This window comes from Candidatus Accumulibacter aalborgensis, assembly GCF_900089955.1.
GTDB classification, from domain to species: Bacteria; Pseudomonadota; Gammaproteobacteria; order Burkholderiales; family Rhodocyclaceae; genus Accumulibacter; species Accumulibacter aalborgensis.
Genome location: NZ_FLQX01000035.1, coordinates 36,111 through 58,333, shown reverse-complemented (window position 1 = coordinate 58,333; position 22,223 = coordinate 36,111). Strand labels below are relative to the sequence as shown.

Sequence of the window (22,223 nt, the reverse complement as noted above, 5' to 3'; positions counted from 1 at the left end):
ACGGGATTCTTTCGCCTCACCCAACGTGTGAGCTTCCGTTCGCCCTGAGCAGCCCGCGCAGCGGGTGTGTCGAAGGGCTCTTGTGTCATCAACAGAGGTTTCCAGGATCAACGAAGCCCAACAACACGCACGTAAGGCGGCCCAGCAAGGACCACATAAACGGACCAGCGGCAGTCAGCCCGCGTCAGGAAAGTCGGCCGCCAGAGAAACCTCGCGCCACTTGTCTATTTCCGCCGAGAATTCCTTGAACTTCACGGCGATCATCTCGCATGCCGGCCGTCCAAGGAGCAAATGCAGCGGTGGTTCAGGCGATTCGACGGCTTGAATGATGGCTTCGGCGCCGCGCACCGGGTCACCTTGCTGGCTGCCGCTGTAGCCCTGGATGGCGGCCCGCCGGGCACCGGCTGATTGCGCGTAGTCGTCGATCGCGCTCTTGGGGGTCTTGAGCGAACGGCCCGCCCAATCCGTGCGGAATGGCCCCGGCTCCACGATGGTGACTCTGATGCCGAGCGGCGCGGTTTCCTTGGCCAAGGCTTCGGAAAGACCCTCGACGGCAAACTTGGTGGCGTTGTAATAACCGATACCGGGGAAGCCGACCAGACCGCCCACCGACGAGATGTTGACGATGTGGCCGCGACCGCGTTCGCGCATTCCGGGGAGTACGGCTTTGGTCATGTTCGCCAAACCGAAAACGTTGGTCTCGAACATGGCGCGGACCTCTTGGTCCTCACCCTCCTCGACAGCCGCGAGATAGCCGTAACCCGCGTTGTTCAACAGCACGTCGATTCGTCCAAAGCGGGCCTCGGCCTGCTGGACGACGTCAGCGATCTGCACGGGTACGGTCACGTCCAATGCGGCGACCAGCGCGTTCCGAGCCGAGGCAAATTCATCGAGGGCGGCCGGATTGCGTGCCGTCACCACGACCTGGTGTCCGCGCTTGACCAGGATGCGAGCGATTTCGCGGCCGAAGCCGCTCGAGCAACCGGTGACAAGCCAGACAGAATGAGCGGAGGTCATCGTCAACTCCTGACATTTTAGGGCGAGAAAGCACGATACATGAGCTGCAGCCCGGATGCTCGTCTTTGTTGACAGACCTTAGTGCAGTAGCTTGCCCAGCGCTGCCAGGTCCTCGGCATGGGCGTCGGACACCGCCCAGTACTGCATGCCGTCGACGTGCCAGTGAAGCAGATTGAAGCCCTGGCGCGTGCTGGCTTGCTGACCTTCGTTCCCCGAACCTGGCCAGATGAAAACGTTGATGAGATGGTCGTGGCGCCGGTAAACCAGGGCCGCTACCGGCCTGCCCGAAACGTAGTCGAGGCGACCGCCGACGAGGATGAATCCCTGTTCTGCCAGATCCTGCACTGCGGGGGAGAAGTCCAGCTTGCCCTGGAACCATGGCTTGACAGTATGCCGGTTCGAAGACGCGACATCAGTCAGGTGGGAAACCATCAGGGCGCGGACGTGGCTATTCACCAGCTCGGCGGCCAGCTTGTCCGTTTCGACCGCTTGCCCCGAGAGCAGCACGACCAGCACCGTGAGCAGGACACCGAAAGCGAAGCCGACGCCGGCGAACCCCCAGGCAGGCCAGTGCCACTCTGGCGAGCGCGTCCGCTTGCGGCTCGCTGCCGATTGCAGGGCGATCTCGGTGCGTATGGCTGCGTCGAGCGCCGGGCTGGCCCGATGTCGCGTGGCATGGGTCCGGATCAGGCCGCTCAATTCATGGTCGTCGTCGTCAATCATCTCAGTTGCGCCCTCTGAGCGCGGCCAGCGTCGTCTTCAACTCGGCTCTGGCACGAGAAAGTCGGGACATCACGGTGCCGATGGGGATGGCGGCGACGTGGGCGATTTCGGCGTAGGAAAGACCCTCCAGTTCGCGCAGTACCACCACTTCCCGAAACGGCGGCGCCAGCGCGCGTAGCGCATGGTCCACCAGCTTGCGGGTGCGCTCGCGTTCGAGCGCGATGCCCGGGTCCGTTTCCTGCCCGTGCTCGTGTGCCGGCAGTTTGTCGATCAGGTCGTCGTCAAGCTCCACACGGCCCGGCTCGGTGCGCTGCTCCTCCAGCCAGGTGTAGCAGTTGTTGCGCACGATCGCCAGCAGCCACGGACGGGCGTCGTCGCCGCGCAGGGAATCAAAGTAGCGATAGGCGCGGAGAAAGGCATCCTGCACGACATCCTCGGCAACTTGATGGTCGTGCACCAGCCAGCGGGCGAAATTGAACGCCGCCTGCAAATGGGGCAGCACCAGCGTCTCGAAGTCCCTGGGCGTCGTCACTGGGGTTCCTGCGGAGTGGTCAGGCCTCGACGATCAACATGCCGTTCATTTCCTCATGCCTGTCGCCGCAGAAATTGTCGCACAGGAAAAGGAACTTGCCCGCTTCCTTTGCCTTGATGCGGACCTCGGTGACCCGACCAGGAACCAGGTCGGCCCGCACGCCAAGATCGGGAAGGCTGAAGCCGTGGACGAAGTCGATGGAACGAAAGGCCAGGGTCACCGCTCCTCCCCGTTTCACCCGGATTTCGTTCGGCGTGTACTCGAAGCGCTTGGCTTCGATCTCGATCACGCGATCTTCCCGTTCCCCGGCGACAAGGCGACCGGCGAGCAGAGCCCCGACCCAGAGGGTTGCGGCCAAACTGCCGCCGCGCACCAGCGCCCGCCGCCGCGCTGGGTTGTTCATGTGCGCAGCACCGGGAATTCGTTGATGACGTAGCTGGCTGCAGCGGGGTTCGCATCCACCTCGCGAAAGCCGAGACCGCGGTAAGGCATGGCCGGATCCCAGAGCACCGGCGTAGGCTTGTCCTGCGATCCCGGCGCTGGCAGCGGGAAGATCAGCGATTTCGCCGAGTGGTGCGCGATGTGTCCGGTCATGTGGTGGTGTTCCTGGTGGATATGCCCATAGAAAACCGTGACCTTCTGGAAGGGTTGCAGGAGCGCCAGAGCCCTGGCGCCATCACGCGTCGCCCAGTCCCATTTGGGTACCAGGTCGAAAAGCGGGCGGTGGGCAAGGACGACGAGCGGCGCTGCCTTGTCAAGCTTGTCCAACTCTTCGCCCATCCAGGCCAGTTGCTCGTCGCCGAGCTTGGTGCCGGGGTCGGAGACGTTGTCCAGGGCGAGGAAGTGAACCCCTTTATGGTCGAAGCGGTAGTGGGTGGCGCCGAAAATCTCCTTGAATGCCATTCCTCGATCCAGCGATGCATCGTGTTCGCCTGGCATGAAACGTATGTTGCTGACCTTGAGGTCGGCGACGATGCTCTTGAACTCGTTCATCCGCCGCCGTCGCTCGCCCGGATCGTCCGTGGTGTGGGTCAGGTCGCCGGTGAACACGATGAAGTCGGGCTGGATATCGAGGGCGTTGACGGTGGCTACCGCTTTGCCCAGGGTGACCATGGCCTCGGGATTGGCCGGTCCCTTGTATCCCCAATGAATGTCCGACAACTGCACGAAGTAGAAGTCAGTGCCGGCGCTCTTGTCCGTGCCGGCCAGACTGCCACAGCCCGGCAGGCTGGCGACGAAAACGGCGCCGCCACCGACGGCGGCAAGGCTCAGGAAATCTCGACGGTCCATGGTGTGCTCCTCTGTTGGGGTTGATGGGCAGCCCTTTTCACGGGCCTCAACCCTGTATACCGCCTAGCCACGGAATTTATTCCCGCCGAGCAGCGCCTTGATCGACGCCGTGACGATGTTGGCGTCTACGCCGGCGCCGTAGAACTCGCTGCCGGCACCAAAAACCGCCTTGCGGGCGGCTGACGAAAAAAATCCCGCTCCGTGCGGGATGGAAGATGCGTGGCGGGGAAAGGCTAGAAGAACTGCTGGGCGAAGTTGGCCAAGGCCAGGGCAATGACGATGCCGATCATCCATTGCAGCAACGCGAATTTGCCGTCGTGCTCGATCAGCTTGCGCTCAACCCGCTCCAGATCAAGGCGCAACGGTTTTTCGAGGGCGGCAACATCGCCCTTGGTCGCCATCTGCGCCTCCATGACTTCCGCCAAGGAATCCTTCTGCGCTTCCGCCAGAGCGGAGGCGAGTTCGCGCGACATGCCGGCTTTCTCCAGCCGTTCGGCGAATTTCAAGGTGTCGAAAGTGATCGCGCTCATGGCCAAAGTGTGGCTCAGGACGTGGCGAGAATCAAGGCGTTGCAATCTGCTTTTCACGGTACTTCAGTCTGGACCTTTGCGCATGGCTATTTCCATCCCGCACCTACCAGGCGACGCGCTGATCGAATTCGTACTCAGGCGCCGATTGAGCCTAGAGGTCGTCCTCGCCCATGTTGGCGCTCTGCATCTCCCAGAGCGGGAGCGCACGGGCGGGCATAAGGCGTGGCGGCGAGGTCGGTTCGGACAGCGCTGACACGCCGCCGGCGTGGTCGATGCTGTCGGTGTGGCCGCTGCCGTTGGCCGTCGTCCGTGCCGGCGCTCGTTCCGCCAGAGCTAGGCTGCTTCCTGCTGCCCGCCTGGTTGCAGCCGAAGCGCTATGCGGTTGATCCCGCTGAGCAGCGCCTTGATCGACGCTGTGACGATGTTGGCGTCTACGCCGGCGCCGTAGAACTCGCCGCCGGCACCATCGGCGCGGATGATTTCCATGAAGGCGCAGGCGCTGGCGTTGCCTCCTTCACCGCTAGCACTCATCGAACGCTCCTCAAAGCTGCGCACCTGGACGTCGATGCCGGCGTTGTGCAGCGCGTGCACCGCCGCGTCGACCGGACCGTTGCCTTCGCCGGTGAGCAAACGTGGCGCGCCTTCGATGTCGACCGCCAGGCGGATGCCCTGCGCCTGGCCGTTTTCGAACAGGCGGTGCTCGCGGTAGCGTATCGGTTCGCAGGTGTCGAGATAGGCCGTCGCGAAGAGTTGCCAGATCTCGGCGGCGCTGACTTCGCCGCCGTGCGCTTCGGTATGTTGCTGGACGACGTTGGAAAATTCGACCTGCAGGCGGCGCGGCATCACGACGCCATATTCAGCTTCGAGCAAATAGGCAATGCCGCCCTTGCCGGACTGACTGTTGACCCGGATCACCGAGTCGTAGTTGCGGCCGACGTCGGCCGGGTCGATCGGCAGGTAGGGAACGTTCCAGGCGACATCGTCCTGCTTGACGGCGAAGCCCTTCTTGATCGCGTCCTGATGCGAACCGGAGAAGGCGGTGAACACCAGGTCGCCGACATAGGGATGGCGTGGATGGATGGGCAAGCGAGTGCAATGCTCGAAAGTTCGGGCGACGGCGTTGATGTCGGAGAAGTCGAGGCCGGGCGCGATACCCTGGGTATAGAGATTGAGCGCCAGCGTCACGAGATCGACGTTGCCGGTGCGCTCGCCGTTGCCGAACAGGCAGCCTTCGACGCGATCGGCACCGGCCATCAGCGCGAGTTCGGCGGCGGCGACGGCAGTGCCGCGGTCGTTATGCGGGTGCAGGCTGAGGATGACGCTGTCGCGGCGTTCGAGGTGACGGTGCATCCACTCGATCTGGTCGGCATAGACGTTGGGCGTCGCGAGTTCGACGGTGGTTGGCAGGTTGAGGATCACCTTGTCGTCGGGTGTTGCCCCCCAGGCTGCGGTTACCGCGTTGCAGACTTCGAGCGCGAAATCGAGTTCGGTAGCGGTAAAGGTTTCCGGACTGTATTCGAGCACCCATTCGGTGGCCGGTTGTTCAGCAGCCAGTTGTTTGACCAATTTGACGGCCGCGACGGCCATGTCGACGACCTCGGCCCGGCTCATGTCGAAGACGAAGTCGCGGAAGGGCCGCGAGGTGGCATTGTAGACATGCACGATCGCCCGGCGGGCGCCGCGGAGCGACTCCATCGTTCGCCGGATCAGGTGCTCGCGCGCCTGGGTGAGGACCTCGATGGTGACTTCAGCCGGGATCTGCTGGCCCTCGATGAGGCCGCGAACGAAGTCGAACTCGGTCTGCGATGCCGAGGGAAAAGCGACCTCGATTTCCTTGAAGCCGATCTCGCAAAGCAGGCGGAAGAGGCGCATCTTGCGTTCGAGATTCATCGGCTCGAACAATGACTGGTTGCCGTCGCGCAGGTCGGTACTCATCCAGATCGGCGGCTGACTCATGCTGCGGCTCGGCCACTGGCGGTCGGCGAGGTCGACCGGCGGGAAGGCATGGTATTTGCTGGCAGGGTTCTGCAACATGATGACGGCTCCTGAAGGGCGATTGAGGAAAGGAGTTCAATGTTAAGCAAAAGCGGCCCGCAGGTGCTTGCGTTATGTGGCTGATCAGCGAGCTTGTTGGCCATTAAATTGCCAAAAACTCTGCCAAAGTAGATTAATATTGCGGAATCCAAACCACGGAGACGCTTCGTGCCGCTCGACCGCTACGACTGTCAGATTCTGCAGGCCCTGCAGCAGGATGGCCGGATCAGCAATCAGGACCTCGCTGACCGCATTGGCCTGTCGCCTTCGCCTTGTCTGCGCCGCGTGCGCGCGCTCGAGGAATCCGGAGTGATCACCGGTTATCGCGCGCTGCTCGATGCCAGGAAACTCGGACTGTCGCTGATGGCTTTGATCCACATTTCTATGGATCAACATACGCCGGAGCGTTTCAGTACCTTCGACGCGCGGATTGCCGAGATCCCTGAACTGCTCGAATGTCTGCTGGTCACCGGCCAGGATGCCGACTACCAGCTCAAGGTGGTGGTCAAGGACATGGATGCCTACCAGGAACTCCTCCTCGACCGGATCACGCGTATCCCTGGAGTGACCGGCGTCCATTCCAGCTTTGTCTTGCGCCGGGTGGTCGACAAGACCGCGCTGCCGCTGCCGCGGCTCATATCGTCTGTCGCAGCATGAGCCTGGCGACGATCATTTATGCCGGCATGCGCCAGTACGAGCGGCCGTCGCTGGCCCTGGTGCTGATGGGCGGCGGCGCGCGCACGGCCTACCAGGTCGGCGTTCTACGCGCCGTGGCCGGCATGCTGCAGTCACAGCCCGGCGCCGCGAGGTCGTTTCCCTTCCAGATCCTGGTTGGCAGCTCGGCCGGCGCGATCAACGCCACTTTTCTCGCCGGGCGGGCGCTGGACGGTCTGCATGCGTTCGCGCAACTGGCGGAATTCTGGGGTCGCCTGCGGTCGACCGACGTCTACCAGCTCAACCTGCCGCACTGGCTGCGCTTCAGCCGTGTGGCACTGGTCCTTGGCCTGTCCCGCCACCTGCAGGTGAATGGCGCGCTGCTCGACAGCACTCCATTGGCAGCCCTGCTGCGCGAGGGTATCGCTTTCAACGGTATCGACGATGCCCTGCGTGCGCGGCGCATCGACGCACTGGCGGTGACCGGATCGAGTTACAACACTGGCGTGCACTGGACCTTCTGCCACACGGCGAGCCGCGATGCCTTTCAGCCGTGGAGCCATCCGGGGCGCCGCGCCGAGTTTCAGCCGCTCACCGTTGACCATCTGCTGGCTTCGAGCGCGATCCCCTTCCTGTTCCCGGCGACCACGCTGCGGGTGGATGGAAGGGAAGAGCACTTTGGCGACGGCGCGATGCGCCAGATCACGCCGCTATCGCCGGCGATGCACCTGGGGGCACGCAAGATCCTGGTGATCGGCGTCGGGGAACCCGAGCAGCCGGCGCTGGCGATCGATCCGCTGAGCACGCCGACGCGCGGTCCCACGCTGGGCAGCATGGCCGGCCACGTCATGGCGAGTGTATTTCACGATACGCTGCAGGCAGATGTGGAGCAGACCAGGCGGGTGACCGAGACCATCCACAGTCTGCCGCCCGAGGCGGTCGCGGCAATGCGCTACCAGGCGATCGAGGTGCTGGCCATGGAGCCGTCGCAGTCGCTCGACGCGCTGGCACAGAGGTACACGACCGAATTGCCGGTGCCCATCCGCGAGGCACTGGGTGCCCTGGGGATGCTCAAGGGGAGCGGCGGGACACTGGCCAGCTATCTGCTCTTTGAGCCCGGCTTTGTGCACTCGCTGATTTCCCTTGGAGAAAGCGATGCCGCAGCTCGCGAGGCTGAACTGCTCGCCCTGCTCGCCGGTGAGTGAACAGCGGGCGGCGGTTGCCAGCGCGCTGCCGTTTAGCTCAGATGCAGTATCTCGGCAAGAAAGTCGAAGAACAGACAATAGGCGGCGATTGGCAGCGGCGGGCCGAGCAGCGTACCGATCATGTACGCGCGGAACCGGATTCCCGACATAGCCAGGGCATAGTTGAGCGCCGGCACCGTCTGCAACAGGATGCGCAAGCAAACGACGCTGCGCATCGGGTGAGCGTCAAGCTGTTCGAGGAGGCGTATTGCGATTCCGCTCGTCAACTGCCGCAGGGATGCCAATCAGGGAAATGATGAAATGAGGCCGGCGCTTGCCAGTTCGGCGCCAGTCCTCGATACTCGTGCCATCTGCTGCTCGCTCAACCGTTTCGTGATGCTGCCATCAAACCGCCCACCACCCGCTGCAAAACGTCGCCCGACCGACTGGATCGGTCGCCTGAAGGCGACGGTGCCGTTGTGCCTGCTGTTGGCGGTACCGGCGGCGGTGCTCGCGCAGGAGGTTTTTGTCACGCGTGGATCTGGCGGTAGCCCGGCTTTTTCCGACCAGCCACAACCCGGCGCCAAGCCGGTGACTTTGCCGCCGCTCAACGTGATCGAGCCGGTGCCGGTCGCCAAAGGCGTCCCGGCGGCCAGCCGGCAGCACCTTGAAGCCACTCACCCGACGGCAGTCGTTCGTGCCTACCGCCGCTTCCGGATCGTATTCCCCGAGGACGACGGCAGCGTCGCGGCCAACACGGCGATCTTTGAGGTGCGCGTCGCGCTCGAACCCCCGCTGCAACTGGGCGAGGGGCACGCGATCAGGGTCAGCGTCAACGGCCGGCCGGTTGGCCAGCGCTTCACGGCCAGCGAATTCACGATTCCGCCCGAGTTCTGGGGAGATACGCTGCCGCCGGCCAATCAGCGCTACCAACTCGACGCGGCGATCGTCGACCGCGATGGTGAGGTGCTCAAGAGAGCATCGCCGGTCACCTTCTACCTGCGCTACGTTACCGTGCATCGCTACCCACGGCAACGGCCGATGCCGTTGCCGATCCACGTCGACGAGCCAGTGCCACCGCCGCCGCCACCGAAGGAGCCGTGGGTGAAGAAGCTCGAGCAGCAAGGGGCGCGCTTCTACGAACGTTAGCCGATGGACGAGGCGGAAACCTTCAGGAACGCTCAGTCATGCTCTGCCTCGGTGGGCAGTCATAAAGATATTCAATTGGTTGCCGTCAAGGCATTGAGGCTATTTTCGGCACGACGGGTAAAAGGCGTCTTCGTATGATTTTCATTCCCTGTCGCAGTCACCAAGGAGAAGAGATATGCGCGCGATCACTGTAATGCTCTCGGGATTGCTGATCACCGGCCTGGCGGGCATCGCCGAGGCCGGGAGTGGCAAGAACGAGTGGGCGAAGGGCATCGCCGAGTGCGGCAAGAACACGAAGGTCGTCAAACTCGTTGATTATGATGATGGCACGAATTCAGCCGCAGGCGAGGCGCCGATCAGGATCGTCACCTTGAACGAAAAGAAGAGGAAAGGGTGTTGGATCGACGTCAAGGACCTCCATCCGACCCAGTCAGCGGTGGGAATGGGCGCCGTGACCTGCAAATCGGGCAAGATCGCGAGTTGGGCCAAGGCTGGAAAATTGAACGACAAGCTGCTTGAGGACGGTCGCTGGGTGCCCCTCGTGCGTGGTCCGGGCGGGAAGTTCTATCTGACCGACCATCATCATTTATCCACCGCCGTCCTCAACGCAGACATTCCGCCCAAGCAGAAGAAGCTGTATGCCTACCTTCTCAAGGACTGGTCCCAGATGAAGGAGGGCGCGTTCTGGGCGAAGATGGAACAGGAGAACCTGACCTGGCTGAAGAATCCGGACGGAAAGGAGATCTCGCCCAGCGAGCTGCCGAAAAAAATCGCCGACTTGCAGGACGATCCGCTGCGGACCCTTTCAGCCTGGGTGCGGACAAACTGTGGCTATGTCAAGTGCAATCCGCCCGGTGTGACGGACGAGGACGCCGAAGGAAGCTGCGCGACACAGTTCTCGGATGTCGAGTGCACCCGGGCGTTCTTCGTCGAATTCAAATGGGCCGCGCATCACAGCACGGTCCCGGAAGTGAAGTCGACTCTCGGCGACGGCATTTCCTGCTCGCAACAGGTCCCATTGAATCTGGAGTGTCTCGATCGCCAGCGTGAGAAGCTGGCCCAGGTTCTGCTCGCGGCAATGACGGCGGCGGCGGCACCGGAAACGCGGGCCTACGTGGGTGCGGGCGCCGGCTACAACCCGCAGCCTCACCAGGGCGTCGTGCCCCCCTGCCAGTAAGCGCCAACCGGCCCAACCGGCTTCCGCCGGTTTCCAAGTGCTCATCTCTACGGGCGCTACGGGCTGTACCAAGTTCCTGCGAAGACGGGCGGTAACTCGGCGCATGGCCTTGGCGTCAAGAGCATCGGAAAGCCGTGTGCGGGAAATTCGCACGCACGGTTTGATGAGGGCAGGCAGGTGCAAGCCTGCCCGCTACGCTACCCGGCGGGGTGACCCCGGCGGTGCGCGGAAGCGAAGCTCAGGCCTCGCTAGTTTTGCGACGGGACAAGGAACGCACACCAGCGAGCGCCAAGCCGACCAGGGCGAGCGAACCAGGTTCGGGAACGGTCGGCTCTTTACCGGTGGCGCTGATGCTCGCTGACCACGAAGCGGTCTCGCCATCGCCACAAGTTCCCGGAACGGTAGTGCTCTCATTGCAGGTGCCGTTGGCAGACCACGACATCGTGAAGCCGGTGGGGTCGAAACCTCCTCCGCTCACTTCACCCAGCGCGCTGAATGAAATCGCATCCCCGCAATTGCCTGCGGTGCAAGTCATCGCCGTCGGAACCGGCGCGCCCCAACTCAGGACCTTGAAAGTGAAGCCGCCCGCTAGGAACACGGTCTGCGGCACGCTAGTGTTACTGAAGTCGAACGCTGTTCCCACACCAGCGGCGGGGGTCAGATCACCCGACGCGCCGACGCCGATCGTTACGGCATCAACGTCGAACGACGACAGTCCGCTTACCAGGCTGGTCGGCAGGTTGGTCAGTGCAGCGGGAATAGGGAAGCCGCCGACGAAGGAGACGCCGCCATTAATGAAGGCGGCTTGCGCAGCCGGAGCGGCGACGGTTGCAGCGGCGACAACTGCTGCGGAGATCAGGTTTTTGATTTGCATGGCTACCTCTGTGTGGGGTTAAGTTGGTTGTGAGAGAAATGTCACGCTTTAATCGCGATGACCCGAGCAAACACTACTGAGCAATTTCCGTGCCATAAATATATACATTAATTTAAACAGTTACATAGTAAAAGTAGAACGATTCTGAAAAGGCCATGTGTAAAATTTTTCGACACATCGAAGGCTTTTTAGGCCAATCAGTTGTTCGGTTGCGCGGCATCGGTCTCCACATGCCCTAATCACATTGCGGATCACGCGCCAGCACAAGCCGCCAGGGTCAGATCACAACCGCCGGGGTCACGCGCCGCCGGGGTCACCCATTACCGGCCCTTGTCAGCAAGTTAAAAAGATCTCGTGCTATGCAGCGGTGATAATTTCGTGAGCTACTCCGCTCTTGGCATCAGTGCGGCGTTCGCGCCCTGGTTTTCGTTCTTGCGGTGTCGGAACTAGTCCGCACGAGTCACCCATATGGACCAAGGCGGTAGTCCGGGCGTGTTTACCCGGGCTGCGCCTCTGGCCGCGTTTGCGGCCCCCGAAAACCGTCGGTGCCCTGCACGTGGCCAAGTCGTTCGGCATTTTTGCCGATGACAGATTTATGGTTGCCCGTCACGATTTCGGCGGGCACCAAACTCCCGTTGTGATTGGCTCGTCAAGTAGCGTAGGATGCTTCCCATGAGCACGATCACTTTCGACACCCACAAGTTCGTCAAACGCCTGACCGAAGCCGGTATGCCTGAAGCACAGGCAGAGATCCTCGCGGAAGAACAGGCCCGCTTGATCGACGAGAGAATCGCCACCAAGCTGGACATCGCCGAGGTCAAGGCTGAGTTGGGCCTGGTCAAGTGGATTGTCACCACCGTGTTGGCGCTGGCCCTGGCCAACTTCGCCAAGCAGTTCTTCTGAGGCGGCACCTCAAGATCGCTGGCCGATTTCGAGCAGCCTCCCGTCCGCCGTGAAGCCATGGCACGTGCCTTTCGCACGGACGAGTACACCCTATTGGAAAGGAACGTCACGATGCCTTATGTCACCTCTGCCGAACGATTCGGATAAGCACTGATCGCACGGCCGAGGTCAATGCTGTGCCTATGCGGTTAAAGTGTGCATTGATGTTTCAGGAGAAAAACGGGATGAATGATGTGGTGGACATCGAAGCGGCGATCGGCCAGCATGCCGTGTGGATGACGCATCTCAGGAACGCGGTTCTTGGGGCGTATTCGGGGATGGATCGGGAGTATATTCGAGCGGACAACCAATGCGAATTCGGCAAATGGCTGTACGGATCTCACTTGTCGGCTGAACAACGGGTTTCAGAGTACTTCCAGGCTGTGCAACGTTTGCACGCCGAGTTTCATCAACTCGCCGCACGGGTGCTTGACTTGGCTGCGTCCGGCAGGATGGTTGAGGCCTATAGCCTGCTCTACGGCGAATACGTCACGATGTCCGGAAGGCTCGTGATTGCCATGCGCGCGTGGCAGGAGAAGCTGAAGGCGGGTCAGTGATTCGACGCTAGTGCCGAGGAGTCGGCGTCAGCGCCGCTGGGCATCCAGCGCACCGCCAGATCGTCGATGCTGCGCAAACGGCGGCTCAGCTCTCGCGCCAGGTTAAGGACGATCAGGGTGAACGTCGGCATGTCGGACTCGTAGATACGGAAGAGATCGCCGTTCGACAGCGCCAGAACAGAGACCGCTTCGAGTGCGCGCACGGTCGCCGATCGGCGCTGCATGTCGATCAACTCCATCTCGCCGAAGACATCGCCGACGTTCAAAACGGCGATGCGCGTGGCGACCATACCATTCGCAGCAGGGCTGGCCTTGAGCACCTCGACCGAGCCGCGGCAAATCACGAACAGCGAATCGCCATCTTCGCCCTCGCGGACAATCGCCTCACCCGCAGCGAATTCCAGTTCCCGCAAGAGCGGGATGATGGCGCTCATCGCATGGTCGTCAACCCCGCCGAACAGCGGTTGCTCCTGCAGAAATATGCCTGTCTTCACTGCTCACCCCGGACATCGATAGTGGTCGTCTGTTCTGCTCGTCTTTGTTCGTCATTGTGCGCCTCGCGCGAGGCGAACGGAAGAAGAAAGCCGACGGCTGTTGATCGCGCTGTTCTGACTCGTCACCAAATGGCGAAAGGATTGCTGGGGTAGAATGCTGTCGATGAAAGACGAATACTTCATGCGTGAGGCGCTCTCCCTGGCGCAGGCTGCCGAATGTCTCGGTGAAGTGCCGGTCGGTGCTCTGGTCGTCTGCGCCGGCGTCGTCGTTGGCCGGGGCTTCAACTCGCCGATCGGCGAACACGATCCGACGGCGCATGCCGAAATCGCCGCGCTGCGTGATGCGGCGCGCCATCTGCGCAACTACCGTCTACCCGGTTGCGAACTGTTCGTGACTCTCGAACCTTGCGCGATGTGTGCCGGCGCGGTGCTACAGGCGCGCATCGCACGCCTGATCTATGGCGCTCGTGACGCCAAGACCGGCGTCCATGGCAGTGTGGTTGACCTCTTTGCCGTCGAGCGCCTGAACCACCACACTGTGGTCGTTGGTGGGGTATTGGCCGACGAGTGTGGCCGCTTGCTCTCCGATTTTTTTGCCTCGCGGCGGATCAGGAAAGCGACATGAGAGTGCGGATTGACGTCTCGATCAAAACCCAGAAGCTGACCGTGTCGGACGAGTCTGGCCGGGTGCTGCGCGCCTATCCCGTGTCGACTGCGGCGAAGGGGCCGGGCGAAGTCCACGGCAGCCTGTGCACGCCGCGCGGCCGCCACCTGGTGCGCGCCAGGATCGGCGCCGGGCAGGCAGAGAACACGGTGTTCGTCGGCCGGCGACCGACCGGCGAGATCTATTGCCGCGAACTGAGCGAGCGCTTCCCGAAGCGCGACTGGATTCTGACGCGCATCCTCTGGCTTTCCGGCTGCGAGCCTGGTCGGAACCGGCTGGGCAACGTCGATACCATGCGTCGCTACGTGTATATCCACGGTTGCCCCGACAGCACGCCGCTGGGTGTCCCCGGTTCGATCGGTTGCGTTCGCATGCACAACGCGGACATCATAGAACTCTTCGACCTGGTGCCGCCCTACACGCAGGTCGATATCAGCGACGACTGAAACGCTTCGCAGACCTCGCCGACGACCACCGCTGCCTCGTCGAAGCTTCGTTCGACGAGGCAGGTTTGCCCGTTCCGGTGCCGAGTGAGGAGTGTGGCTGCCCGCGTTCCGTAGTTTTCGGAGCGCACGAAAACGGCCGACAGGATGCGTTCCCACTCAAGCGGCACGCCGGTTTCCGGCAGATGGGAGTCAGGAACGATCTCCTGGTCGGCGAGCAGTTCGAAGAACGGCGCCTGTGCCGGCAGCGTCGTCAGCGCTTCGGCAAAGGCAGCCTTGGCGCTGGCCAGCTTGGGCCATTGGGTGTCAAGCAGGTGGTTGGAGAGGCCGTAAACCCCGGGCATCAGTCGGCGTGGCGGGTCGTCGCCACGGTTCGAGTAGTAGGCGAGGGACTCGCCATCGCCAACGAAGAGATTGAAACCATTGTAAGCGGCCGATGCTGCCGCGACCTGCGCCAGATAGGCGTCCGAGCGGGTATTGCCGGTCAGAAAATCGGCGACCAGCGCGCCGCGCGAGCGCGCATCGACGAGCTGCTTGCTGCCGTCACGGTAATTGGTCAGCGCGGCGAAGCGCTGACCGCGGCTGACTCCCAGCCAGGTACCGCCGGCTTCGAGATCGCGCCCGGCCAGGACCTGCGGCGCTTCAGGCCAGAACGTAGCAGGTGCTGCCGGGCGGGAGAAGAATTCGTCGCGGTTGGCGGCCACAACCAGCGGATAGTCGGGGTGTGCCTGCCAGGCGAGTACGATCAGGCACATCGTCGGCTGACAAAGATAGGGTAGGGCGCAATAAGCAACGGACATGGCGCTGGAATGATGCCGTGCAATGGGCTTCGCTTATTGCACCCTACAGCAAGGTCATCGGGCAGGGAGTGGGCCAGCACGCTCTAGCTGCTTAGCGATCGCAGGTCGATGCGCGGGCCGCCCGGAGAGGCAAGCTCGAGATCTCCTGCGGCGACAAAATTCTCCTGGACGACCACCAGGGCGTCGTATCCCCCAGTCGGAGCCGGCGCTGCGTTGGCGACCATGCCGCAAGGATGGTCAGGGTTGGCCGGCGAAAAGATCGCGTTGCCGGCGGCCATCGGGCTGGCCGAGTGAGCGCGATACAGGTGACGCTTGACCTTGCCCAGGTACTGCGTGCGGGCGATGATTTCCTGGCCGGGATAGCAACCCTTGTGGAAGCTGACCGCACCCAGTCGCTCGAAATCGGCCATTTGCGGAACAAACTCCTCTTTCGTCTGCGCGGTGATCAGCGGGATGCCGGCCTGGATGTCGAGCCATTGCCAGACCGCGGTCCCCGCCGGGCGAGCGTGCGACTGCAGGTCTGGCCAGAGACGGGTGGCCGCATCGCTATCGATGGCAATCTCGAAACGACTGTTGTCGAGCCGGATGACGACCCCCTCGGCGAAAGCGGCAGTGCTCAGCAGCCCGGCGGGAATCGGCAGGCTGGCCGTCTGCAGGGCCATTTCCGCTTGCGGACCGGACAAACCGACGAGTTCACGGCAGCCAGACTGGTCGGCGACGGTCACCTTGCTGCGCAGGATGAACATCTGCAGTCGCCTGTGCATCGCCGGCAGCAGATCCGCCGCCAGTTGCAGGTGGTAGTCGGGACCGCTGCGAAAGATCAGAAAGCTGGCCAGCATCCTGCCCTTGGCCGAGCACCAGGCCGAATGCTGCGCCGCATCAGCGGCCAGGTGGTTCACGTCGCTGGTCAGTTGATGATGCAGAAAATCCTTGCCATCAGGCCCCGCGACGTCGATCAGGCCAAGATGGGTCAGCGGTGAGACGATGGTTGCGTCACGGGCTGCCGCCAGTTCTGCCGCCGCATCGCCGAAATCCATGACCAGACCGTGATCGATGCGGGCACCAGAGGCACCCAGAAATTCCTGCCAGATCGAGTTCATCGTTGCTCTAGATTCCATCAAGGGTTGGGGGAGTGCTTAGGGTTTCGGCTATTATAGAGCCAGTCGCAGCCCTTGCTCCCGTCCCAGCCCCAGCAGCCGCCCCGCTTCGCCGGATTGATGCGCAAACACCTCCGAAACCTGTTCATTGTCGCTCTGCTTGTGGTCTTGCTGCTGGCGGCCGTTTTTGCGTCGCTGCTGCTGTCGCCGATCGCTCTGCCGCGCGAGCAGATTGAATTTACCATCGCGCCCGGCAGCAGCCTGCGCGCTGCCGTCCGCGAGATCGCCGCGGCGGGTGCCGAACTCGACCCCTGGATGCTGGTCCTTGCTGCTCGCTGGCTGCGCATCGAGACGTCGATCAAGGCTGGCAGTTACGCCATCGACCGTGGTGTCACGCCGCTGGACCTGTTGCGGAAACTGACTCGTGGCGATGTCACACAAGGCGAACTCGCCTTCATTGAAGGATGGACCTTCCGCCAGATGCGCGAGCGCCTGGACGCGAATCCGGACCTTCGGCACGACACCGCCGGAGTGTCGGAAAGCGAACTCATGAGCCTGATCGGTGCGCCGGAAGAGGCTGCCGAGGGCCTTTTCTTTCCCGATACCTATCTCTTTGCCAAGCGCAGCAGCGATGTCGATTTGCTGGCTCGTGCGCGACGGGCGATGCAGCGACACCTGGCGCGAGAGTGGCAGGCGAGGGCGGAGGGACTCCCCTATCGTGATGCCTACCAGGCCTTGATCATGGCGTCGATCATCGAAAAGGAAACCGGCCGTGCGGAAGACAGATCCCTGATTGCCGGCGTGTTCGTCAACCGCCTGCGCCGGGAGATGCTGCTGCAGACCGATCCGACGGTGATCTACGGGCTGGGTGAGCGTTTCGACGGCAAACTGCACAAGAGCGACCTGCTCAGCGATACCCCCTACAACACCTATACGCGTCCTGGTCTGCCACCGACACCGATCGCCATGCCGGGCCTGGCTTCCGTACAAGCGGCAATGCATCCGGCACTCACCGAAGCGCTGTATTTTGTCGCGCGTGGCGACGGCAGCAGTCATTTTTCGCGTACGCTCGACGAACACCGGCAGGCGGTGACGCGTTATCAGAAAGGCGGAAAATATTGATCCCAGGCGAGCGCAAGCCGCGCGGCAAATTCATCACTTTCGAGGGCATCGACGGTGCGGGCAAGAGTAGCCATATTGCCGCCGCAGCGGCGTTCGTGCGCGGGCGCGGCCTGCCGGTGATCTCGACCCGCGAACCCGGCGGCACGCCGCTCGGTGAAAAGCTCCGCGAACTGCTGCTGCACGAAGCCATGCACCTCGAGACCGAAGCCCTGCTAATGTTCGCCGCCCGTCGCGAGCACTTGGCACAGGTGATCGAACCCGCACTGGAACGTGGCGACTGGGTCATCTGCGACCGTTTCAGCGACGCAACCTACGCCTACCAGAGTGGTGGCCGTGGCCTTGAACGGAGAAAGTTCACCCAACTCGAACAATGGGTACATGCTGACCTGCAACCTGATCTGACGCTGCTCTTCGATCTGCCCTCGCCGATCGCAGGCCGGCGAATAGCCGCTCAGGCGCGTGAGTTGGACCGCTTCGAGCACGAACGGGCCGACTTCCACGAGCGTGTGCGCGTCGCTTATCTCGAGCGTGCGGCCGCGGCGCCGCGGCGCATGCGGGTGATCGACGCCGATCAGGTGCCGGAAACAATCCAGAAACTGGTTGAAACAAACATTGTGACGTACTGTTTATGAACATAATTGAACTACACGATCAAGTCTGGCAGCAACTTGGTGCCAGGCGAGCGCAGTTGCCGCACGCACTTCTGATGACGGGCCAGCGAGGAATCGGCAAGTTCGATCTGGCGCGCGCCTTTGCCGAATCGCTGCTCTGCGAGAAGCTCACCACGGTGGGCAGCGCCTGCGGCAGATGCCTGGCCTGCGGCTGGCTGGCGCAGGGTCACCACCCGGACTTGCGCTTGCTGCTGCCAGGTGCTCTCACCGAAGGCGAGGGGGGAGATGTGGTGGCCGGCGAGGAAGCGGGCAAGAAGAAACCAAGCCAGCAAATCACCATCGATCAGGTGCGTGCACTGGATGACTTTCTCCATCTGGGGACTCACCGCCATGGTGCGCGCGTGGTGTTGCTCAACCCGGCTGAGGCGATGAATCGTGCGACCGCCAACGCACTTCTGAAAGCACTTGAAGAACCACTTTCAGGTACCGTATTTATATTGGTTTCAAGTGAGCCTCACCGCTTGCTGCCGACGATTCGTAGCCGCTGTCAGTCGATTCCCGTGCGACGGCCGGCGGTCCACACGGCGACAAAATGGCTGCACCAGGCCGGCGTATGCGACGCCGGAGACTGGCTGGCGCTGGCCGGTGGTTCGCCGCTGCTGGCGCTTGAACTCGCTGGCAGCAACGAGCGCGCGCTGCTCGATTCGCTGCTGGCGCAGGTCTCGCGAGCCGAGCGCCTTGACCCCTTGGCCGGCGCCGCCCAGATGGACAAGGTGGTGAAGGCGGAAAAACGGCCGGCGCCTCTGAAACGCACGCTCGACTGGGCACAGAAATGGCTCTTCGATCTGACTCTGGCTAGCGAGGGTCTGCCGCCACGCTACTTTCTGGCGCAGGCAGCGCTGCTCCAACGCCTGGCGCAAGCGACCGACACGCGCAGGCTTTTGGTGTTCAACCGAAAGGCGATACAATACCAGCGCCAGTGCGAGCAACCCCTGAATAGCCGCCTGTTTCTCGAAGACTTTTTCCTGAACTACACCCGTCTTTTCCGAACCTCCTGAGGCGCTATGCCAGACGCAAACCAGCACAAGCCAGCGGTCCCTGCCGTACCGCGGCCGACTGTCCTGTCGCTGACCATCAACTCGAAGTCGGCGCTCTACGCCGCATTCATGCCGCTCTTGCGTTATGGAGGCGTCTTTGTTCCGACCACCCGCAACTATTCCATCGGCGACGAAGTGTTCATGCTGCTATCGCTGATGGACGATCCGGCAAAACTACCGATTGCGGGTACGGTGGTGTGGATCACGCCGGTTGGCGCCCAGAACAACAAGGCACAGGGAATAGGCGTTCATTTCAAGAACGATGACGCCGGTACCGAGGCTCGCCGGCGTATCGAAGGCCTCCTCGGCGGAGTCATGCAGTCCGGTCGCCCGACACACACCATCTGACGGTCTGACGCTTGCCACATGCTGGTTGATTCGCACTGCCACCTTGACTTTCCTGATCTGTCCGCGAGGATCGCCGAGATCGTGGCGTTAATGGCAAGTAATGATGTCGGTTGCGCCCTGTGCATCAGCGTCACGCTTGAGGACCTGCCGCGTGTGCTGGCGTTGGCTGAAGCCTGGCCGATGCTGCTCGCCTCGGTCGGTGTCCATCCCGAGGCGACTGCGGTGCAAGAACCGAGCATCGTCGAACTCGTCGACCTGGCTCGCCATCCGAGAGTCATCGCCATCGGCGAGACCGGGCTGGATTACTACTGGCACAAGGACGCGCCCGAGTGGCAGCGAGAGCGCTTTCGGACGCACATTCGCGCCGCTCGTGAGGCCGCCAAGCCGCTGGTGGTGCACACCAGAGATGCGGCAGCCGATACCCTGCGGCTGATGAAAGAGGAGGAGGCAGGCGAAGCAGGGGGCGTGATGCACTGTTTCACCGAGAACTGGGAGGTCGCCGAAGCGGCGCTTGATCAGGGTTTCTACATTTCCATGTCCGGCATCGTGACCTTCAAGAATGCGCACACGGTCAGGGACGTCGCCCGGCGCGTTCCGCTCGACCGGCTCCTGGTCGAAACCGACTCACCGTATCTCGCTCCGGTTCCATATCGGGGAAAGACCAACCAGCCTGGCTACGTCAAGCACGTTGCCGAGGAGGTGGCGCGACTGCGTGGTCTGGATTATCAAGAAGTTGTTGACGCCACGACGGATAATTTCTTCCGTCTGTTTCCTGAAGCCCTGAAAAAAGGTCCCTGATGAAGAAAACTGTCGCTCTACTGTTTGCCTTGCTCCTGCCGGCCTTTGCCGCAGCCGGGGTGTACGAAGACATGGAGGAAGCGCTGATCTCCGCTGATACGCCGTGGGCCATCCAGTTGATCACCCGTGGCATGGACGTCAACTCGGTCGATGCCGCCGGCAACACGCTGCTGATGCAGACGGTGAATCGCGACAACAAGGAGTTCTTCGACTACTTGCTGCGCCACCGCGCCCGGATCAATACCCGCAACCGCCATGGCGAGACCGCACTGAGCCTGGCTGCCTACCGGGAGCGCATGTATTTTGTCCAGCGACTCGTCGAAGCAGGTGCCGACATCAATCTTTATGGCTGGTCGCCGCTGATCTACGCCGCTTTCAAAGGCCATACCGCGGTAGCCGAATACCTGCTCAGCAAAGGTGCCGAGGTCAACGCAAGGACAGAAAATGGCTCGACGGCGCTGCTCTTCGCCGCACGCTTCGGACACCTCGAACTGGTAGAACTCCTGTTGAAGAACAAGGCAGATCCGAACATCGCCAATGAGCGTGGCGCGACGGCCATCGACTGGGCACTGAAGACCGACAACACCGATATCGCCGACCTCTTGCGCAAGGCGGGCGGCCGCGCCGGCGACGCGCCCCAGCCGTCAAGGTGAAAAAGGGGGCAGGGCGCGAATGCGGACTTTGCCGGCCTGCAGTGCCTTGTGGATGATGCGGTAGATGTCGGGGTCGAAGCCGAGGCCGCTGGGGCCATTCGCGAGGCAGGCCTGCAGCGCCTCTTCGCTGTGTACTGTGCCAACATGGCGCCAGCGGTCGACCAGGTGAATATCTTCGCGCATTCCGAACTCGTCGCGTTCAATTAGCGCCAGCGGCCCCTTGTAGGGCCAGACCTTCACTTTGAACTTGGCCAGCGCGGTCAGCAGCCGGGCGCTATGCAGCGCCACGGCTTCCTTACCGATGCAGACGCCGCGACAGTTCTTCTGCCTGTAGGCGGCGCAGGCTTCTCCTCGTGCCGTTTCCTCTAGCCCCAACTGGCGGTGGCACAGGTGATGGGCGTCAGCCAGCTTGCGCAAGGCTCGCAAGGCTTCGCGGCGATTTGGGTAGAAGCCGAACAGGTCGTCGGCCAAAGCGAAATCAACTTCCGCGGCGACAACGAGTTGCGGCCGGAAATCGCCTTTGGCAGCCTGCAGCAACTGCCAGGAGCACAGTTCATCGGCCGCTGGACGCGGCCACGGACTTGAACTGGCGGCAGACGGTGAGGCGGCGAGTTGAAGTTCAATCTCCCGCAAACGCGCGCCCAGTTCGCCTGCAGCATCTCGCCAATCGATGCGCCAGGTGTCGCGAACCAAGGGGGTTTCGCGGTTGGCGGCAGTGAAATGGGCCAGCACCTGCTGCCGAATGTTGCTGCTGCGCCTGCTCAGCAGCAAGCGGCCGTCGTCGCCGAAAAACGCATAAGCACCGGCCGCCTCGGGCAGGTCGTCGATCAGCGCCGCATCGAGTTGCGGCGGCAGGTCCGGACGACCAACGATGGCCGTGACCGCGCAGCGGATCGTTTCGCTCGGCAGTTGCTGATGCCAGCACTGCCATAGATCCCACAACAGGCGCGCGTCGGGAAGGGCGCGGTGGCGACTGCCGCCCACCCTCAGACCGTGACGCGCGACCAGTGTATCCAGACTGTGCCGGTGGTGTTCGGGAAAGAGTTTGCGCGACAGCTTGACGGTACAAAGCGCCGGTGCGCGGAAGTCGAGGCCCAGTCGCTTGAACTCGCGCTGCAGGAAGCCGTAATCGAAGCGCGCATTGTGGGCGATGAACAGGCGTCCGCTCAGCCTGTCCAGCAACGTCGGTGCCAGTTGCCGGAAAGTCGCTGCGCCGGAGAGCATGGCGTCGTCGATGCCGGTCAGGCCGGTAATGAAGGCCGAGATCGGCGTTTCGGGGTCGACCAGAACGCTCCATTCACGGACACCCTCGGCATCCACTTCGACCAGGCCGATTTCGATGATCCGATCGTTTGCAAAATTCGCTCCGCTGGTTTCAAGATCGACGAAGACCAGCGGTTCCGGAGCGAGGACCGCGTTCATCGGCACTCAGG

27 protein-coding genes are annotated in these 22,223 nt (G+C 62.5%); 14 read left to right on the top strand and 13 right to left on the bottom strand.

Annotated elements, in window-relative coordinates:
• Positions 1–174 precede the first annotated feature (174 nt).
• From ACCAA_RS03330 to leuA, 7 genes are all read right to left on the bottom strand, one after another.
• On the bottom strand, positions 175–1,017 hold the full coding sequence (locus ACCAA_RS03330) for an oxidoreductase (RefSeq protein WP_186405823.1): 843 nt from the start codon (positions 1,015–1,017) through the stop codon (positions 175–177).
• 78 nt (positions 1,018–1,095) lie between these two features.
• Positions 1,096–1,740, bottom strand: a complete 645-nt coding sequence (locus tag ACCAA_RS03325; RefSeq protein WP_342674025.1) for an anti-sigma factor family protein — start codon at positions 1,738–1,740, stop codon at positions 1,096–1,098.
• A gap of 1 nt (position 1,741) precedes the next feature.
• Entirely contained in the window at positions 1,742–2,272 is a 531-nt protein-coding gene (locus tag ACCAA_RS03320; RefSeq protein WP_186405822.1) for a sigma-70 family RNA polymerase sigma factor, read from the bottom strand.
• A gap of 19 nt (positions 2,273–2,291) precedes the next feature.
• Positions 2,292–2,675: a cupredoxin domain-containing protein gene (locus ACCAA_RS03315; protein WP_186405821.1), complete on the bottom strand. Its 384-nt coding sequence runs from the start codon at positions 2,673–2,675 to the stop codon at positions 2,292–2,294.
• Positions 2,672–3,562 (bottom strand): metallophosphoesterase family protein, encoded by an 891-nt coding sequence (locus ACCAA_RS03310; protein ID WP_186405820.1) that lies wholly within the window; start codon positions 3,560–3,562, stop codon positions 2,672–2,674. The genes ACCAA_RS03315 and ACCAA_RS03310 overlap by 4 nt, the downstream gene beginning before the upstream one ends.
• 233 nt (positions 3,563–3,795) lie before the next feature.
• Positions 3,796–4,092, bottom strand: coding sequence for a CCDC90 family protein (locus ACCAA_RS03305; RefSeq protein ID WP_186405819.1), 297 nt, complete (start codon positions 4,090–4,092; stop codon positions 3,796–3,798).
• A 333-nt stretch (positions 4,093–4,425) separates the two neighbouring features.
• The gene (leuA, locus tag ACCAA_RS03300; RefSeq protein ID WP_186405818.1) at positions 4,426–6,126 is read right to left on the bottom strand and encodes a 2-isopropylmalate synthase; all 1,701 of its coding nucleotides are present in this window, start codon (positions 6,124–6,126) and stop codon (positions 4,426–4,428) included.
• 168 nt (positions 6,127–6,294) lie between these two features.
• On the opposite strand from leuA, the gene ACCAA_RS03295 reads away from it, so the two are divergent.
• Both ACCAA_RS03295 and ACCAA_RS03290 read left to right on the top strand, forming a co-directional pair.
• Positions 6,295–6,783 (top strand): Lrp/AsnC family transcriptional regulator, encoded by a 489-nt coding sequence (locus ACCAA_RS03295; RefSeq protein WP_186405817.1) that lies wholly within the window; start codon positions 6,295–6,297, stop codon positions 6,781–6,783.
• Positions 6,780–7,985: a patatin-like phospholipase family protein gene (locus ACCAA_RS03290; RefSeq protein ID WP_186405816.1), complete on the top strand. Its 1,206-nt coding sequence runs from the start codon at positions 6,780–6,782 to the stop codon at positions 7,983–7,985. Before ACCAA_RS03295 ends, ACCAA_RS03290 begins: the two co-directional genes overlap by 4 nt.
• Before the next feature lie 32 nt (positions 7,986–8,017).
• Here ACCAA_RS03290 and ACCAA_RS03285 read toward each other — a convergent pair whose 3' ends face one another.
• On the bottom strand, positions 8,018–8,200 hold the full coding sequence (locus ACCAA_RS03285; RefSeq protein ID WP_186405815.1) for a hypothetical protein: 183 nt from the start codon (positions 8,198–8,200) through the stop codon (positions 8,018–8,020).
• A gap of 85 nt (positions 8,201–8,285) precedes the next feature.
• Here ACCAA_RS03285 and ACCAA_RS03280 point away from each other — a divergent pair, with 85 nt between their 5' ends.
• Positions 8,286–9,113, top strand: coding sequence for a hypothetical protein (locus ACCAA_RS03280; protein WP_186405814.1), 828 nt, complete (start codon positions 8,286–8,288; stop codon positions 9,111–9,113).
• A gap of 205 nt (positions 9,114–9,318) precedes the next feature.
• Entirely contained in the window at positions 9,319–10,290 is a 972-nt protein-coding gene (locus tag ACCAA_RS03275) for a ParB/Srx family N-terminal domain-containing protein (RefSeq protein WP_186405813.1), read from the top strand.
• Between the two features lie 238 nt (positions 10,291–10,528).
• Here the strand turns inward: ACCAA_RS03275 and ACCAA_RS03270 are convergent, their stop codons facing one another.
• Positions 10,529–11,164: a PEP-CTERM sorting domain-containing protein gene (locus ACCAA_RS03270; protein ID WP_186405812.1), complete on the bottom strand. Its 636-nt coding sequence runs from the start codon at positions 11,162–11,164 to the stop codon at positions 10,529–10,531.
• A gap of 672 nt (positions 11,165–11,836) precedes the next feature.
• Here ACCAA_RS03270 and ACCAA_RS03265 point away from each other — a divergent pair.
• Together ACCAA_RS03265 and ACCAA_RS03260 are read left to right on the top strand one after the other, a co-directional pair.
• The gene (locus tag ACCAA_RS03265; protein ID WP_342674024.1) at positions 11,837–12,067 is read left to right on the top strand and encodes a hypothetical protein; all 231 of its coding nucleotides are present in this window, start codon (positions 11,837–11,839) and stop codon (positions 12,065–12,067) included.
• Positions 12,068–12,270: 203 nt separating this feature from the next.
• A complete protein-coding gene (locus ACCAA_RS03260) occupies positions 12,271–12,663 on the top strand; it encodes a CZB domain-containing protein (protein WP_186405810.1) in 393 nt (130 codons plus the stop codon).
• Here ACCAA_RS03260 and ACCAA_RS03255 read toward each other — a convergent pair.
• Positions 12,657–13,157 carry a cyclic nucleotide-binding domain-containing protein gene (locus ACCAA_RS03255; RefSeq protein WP_186405809.1) on the bottom strand — a complete coding sequence of 167 codons (501 nt, stop codon included), beginning with the start codon at positions 13,155–13,157 and terminating at the stop codon, positions 12,657–12,659. The genes ACCAA_RS03260 and ACCAA_RS03255 overlap by 7 nt on opposite strands.
• 163 nt (positions 13,158–13,320) lie before the next feature.
• On the opposite strand from ACCAA_RS03255, the gene tadA reads away from it, so the two are divergent.
• On the top strand, positions 13,321–13,782 hold the full coding sequence (gene tadA, locus ACCAA_RS03250; protein ID WP_186405982.1) for a tRNA adenosine(34) deaminase TadA: 462 nt from the start codon (positions 13,321–13,323) through the stop codon (positions 13,780–13,782).
• Positions 13,783–13,784: 2 nt separating this feature from the next.
• Positions 13,785–14,267, top strand: a complete 483-nt coding sequence (locus tag ACCAA_RS03245) for a L,D-transpeptidase (protein ID WP_186405980.1) — start codon at positions 13,785–13,787, stop codon at positions 14,265–14,267.
• Here the strand turns inward: ACCAA_RS03245 and ACCAA_RS03240 are convergent.
• On the bottom strand, positions 14,237–15,019 hold the full coding sequence (locus ACCAA_RS03240) for an NRDE family protein (protein WP_186405981.1): 783 nt from the start codon (positions 15,017–15,019) through the stop codon (positions 14,237–14,239). The genes ACCAA_RS03245 and ACCAA_RS03240 overlap by 31 nt on opposite strands.
• Positions 15,020–15,147: 128 nt before the next feature.
• A complete protein-coding gene (gene ygfZ / locus ACCAA_RS03235) occupies positions 15,148–16,164 on the bottom strand; it encodes a CAF17-like 4Fe-4S cluster assembly/insertion protein YgfZ (RefSeq protein WP_186405808.1) in 1,017 nt (338 codons plus the stop codon).
• Positions 16,165–16,281: 117 nt separating this feature from the next.
• On the opposite strand from ygfZ, the gene mltG reads away from it, so the two are divergent.
• The 6 genes from mltG to ACCAA_RS03205 are packed head-to-tail and all read left to right on the top strand — an operon-like array spanning position 16,282 to position 20,790.
• Positions 16,282–17,283, top strand: a complete 1,002-nt coding sequence (gene mltG, locus ACCAA_RS03230; protein WP_186405807.1) for an endolytic transglycosylase MltG — start codon at positions 16,282–16,284, stop codon at positions 17,281–17,283.
• A complete protein-coding gene (tmk, locus tag ACCAA_RS03225; RefSeq protein ID WP_245754409.1) occupies positions 17,280–17,915 on the top strand; it encodes a dTMP kinase in 636 nt (211 codons plus the stop codon). The genes mltG and tmk overlap by 4 nt, the downstream gene beginning before the upstream one ends.
• The gene (holB, locus tag ACCAA_RS03220; protein WP_186405806.1) at positions 17,912–18,952 is read left to right on the top strand and encodes a DNA polymerase III subunit delta'; all 1,041 of its coding nucleotides are present in this window, start codon (positions 17,912–17,914) and stop codon (positions 18,950–18,952) included. Before tmk ends, holB begins: the two co-directional genes overlap by 4 nt.
• 6 nt (positions 18,953–18,958) lie before the next feature.
• A complete protein-coding gene (locus tag ACCAA_RS03215) occupies positions 18,959–19,339 on the top strand; it encodes a PilZ domain-containing protein (RefSeq protein ID WP_186405805.1) in 381 nt (126 codons plus the stop codon).
• An 18-nt stretch (positions 19,340–19,357) separates the two neighbouring features.
• Positions 19,358–20,137, top strand: a complete 780-nt coding sequence (locus ACCAA_RS03210; protein WP_186405804.1) for a TatD family hydrolase — start codon at positions 19,358–19,360, stop codon at positions 20,135–20,137.
• On the top strand, positions 20,137–20,790 hold the full coding sequence (locus ACCAA_RS03205) for an ankyrin repeat domain-containing protein (RefSeq protein ID WP_186405803.1): 654 nt from the start codon (positions 20,137–20,139) through the stop codon (positions 20,788–20,790). Before ACCAA_RS03210 ends, ACCAA_RS03205 begins: the two co-directional genes overlap by 1 nt.
• Here the strand turns inward: ACCAA_RS03205 and ACCAA_RS03200 are convergent.
• Positions 20,782–22,212, bottom strand: a complete 1,431-nt coding sequence (locus ACCAA_RS03200) for a 3'-5' exonuclease family protein (protein ID WP_186405802.1) — start codon at positions 22,210–22,212, stop codon at positions 20,782–20,784. The two genes, ACCAA_RS03205 and ACCAA_RS03200, sit on opposite strands and share 9 nt — an antisense overlap.
• Positions 22,213–22,223 lie beyond the last annotated feature (11 nt).